Source organism: Waltera sp. (genome assembly GCF_046969025.1).
Taxonomy (GTDB): Bacteria; Bacillota; Clostridia; order Lachnospirales; family Lachnospiraceae; genus Acetatifactor; species Acetatifactor acetigignens.
The window spans coordinates 1-1,669 of record NZ_JBKVQF010000052.1; the positions used below are offsets into that span (position 1 = coordinate 1).

1 protein-coding gene is annotated in these 1,669 nt (G+C 45.6%); it reads right to left on the reverse strand.

The genetic code is table 11. The features are described 5' to 3' along the window. Window positions 1-1,644 (reverse strand): glutamine--fructose-6-phosphate transaminase (isomerizing) (gene glmS, locus ACLTOH_RS15210; protein WP_412224359.1); only part of this gene is annotated, 1,644 nt, incomplete at its 3' end. Window positions 1,645-1,669 lie beyond the last annotated feature (25 nt).

The following is a 1,669-nucleotide window of genomic DNA, read 5'->3' on the forward strand; positions in this document are numbered from 1 at the left end:
CATCATATTGCTGACTGTCTTCTCATACAGCTTGCTCTGTGTCAGAACTCCGATCACAAGAATGTTGTCCTCGATCAGACTGATTGTTCCATGCTTCAACTCACCTGCTGCATAAGCCTCGGAATGAATATAAGAAATCTCTTTCAGTTTCAGACTTCCTTCCAGACACACTGCATAATCAACTCCACGACCTACAAAGAAAACATCATGTGCATTCGCATATTTGGCTGCGAACCACTGGATTCTCTCCTTGTCCTGAAGAATCTTCTCGATCTTGTCCGGAATCGTCTGAAGTTCAGAAATGTAGTAGCTGTACTGCTCGTCTGTGATCAGCCCCTTCACCTTCGCGAACTGAACCGCAATACAATCCAAAGCCACAAGCTGTGCACTGTATCCCTTTGTTGTCGCAACCGAAATCTCCGGTCCTGCCAGTGTATAGAACACCTTGTCCGCCTCACGGGCAATACTGCTTCCAATTACATTTACAACTGCAAGTGTAGCAAGTCCTTTCTCTTTCGCCATACGCATTGCTGCCAATGTATCTGCTGTCTCTCCAGACTGGCTGATCACGATAACCAGACCATCCTTCACAAGCGGCATCTCACGATAACGGAACTCAGATGCAAGCTCTACTCGAACCGGAATCTGAGCCATCTCTTCGATTACATACTGCGCCTCTACTCCGACATGCCATGCAGATCCGCACGCAACAATGTAAATCTGGCTGTACTTCTTGATCTCTTCCTCTGTAAGATCAATATCCGTAAAGTCGATCACTCCGTCTTTCACAACAGAATTCAGTGTGTCACGGATTGCTTTCGGCTGCTCATAGATCTCTTTCATCATAAAATGCTCGAAGCCGGCCTTCTCTGCTGCCTCTGCATCCCATTTGATCTCTGTTGTCTCTTTCTCGATCTCATCACCGTTCAGGTCATAGAAATGAGCCTCGCCCGGAGTAAGTTTCGCAAACTCAAGATTTCCGATATAATATACATTTCTTGTATATTTCAGAATAGCCGGAACATCAGATGCCACATAGGTCTCGCCATCTGCGATACCGATGATCATCGGGCTGTCTTTTCTAGCAACCCAGATCTCTCCAGGATAATCCTTGAACATCAATTCAAGTGCATAAGAACCACGTACACGAACCATTGTCTTTGCGATCGCATCGATCGGTCCTAAATTGTATTTCTTATAATAGTAATCAACCAGCTTAATCACTACTTCTGTATCTGTATCACTGTAGAATGTATAACCATGCTTTAACAGCTTCTCTTTCAGCTCTGTGTAATTCTCAATGATACCATTGTGAACTCCGACCACTTCAGACTCCACGGTACCGGAACCACTTTTCTCACAGTTTCCTGACACATGCGGATGTGCATTCACCTGGCTCGGCTCACCGTGAGTCGCCCAGCGTGTATGACCGATACCACAAGTTCCCTTAAGTGCCTTACCACTGTCAGTCTTCTCTGAAAGATTGCTCAAACGTCCCTTCGCCTTAACAACCTGTGACAGATGCTCTCCGTCACGCACTGCAAGACCGGCTGAATCATATCCTCTGTATTCCAACTTGGACAATCCGTCCAACAGAATCGGAGCTGCCTGATGATTTCCTGTAAATCCTACGATTCCACACATAAATAATTCCTCCTATTAACTATCT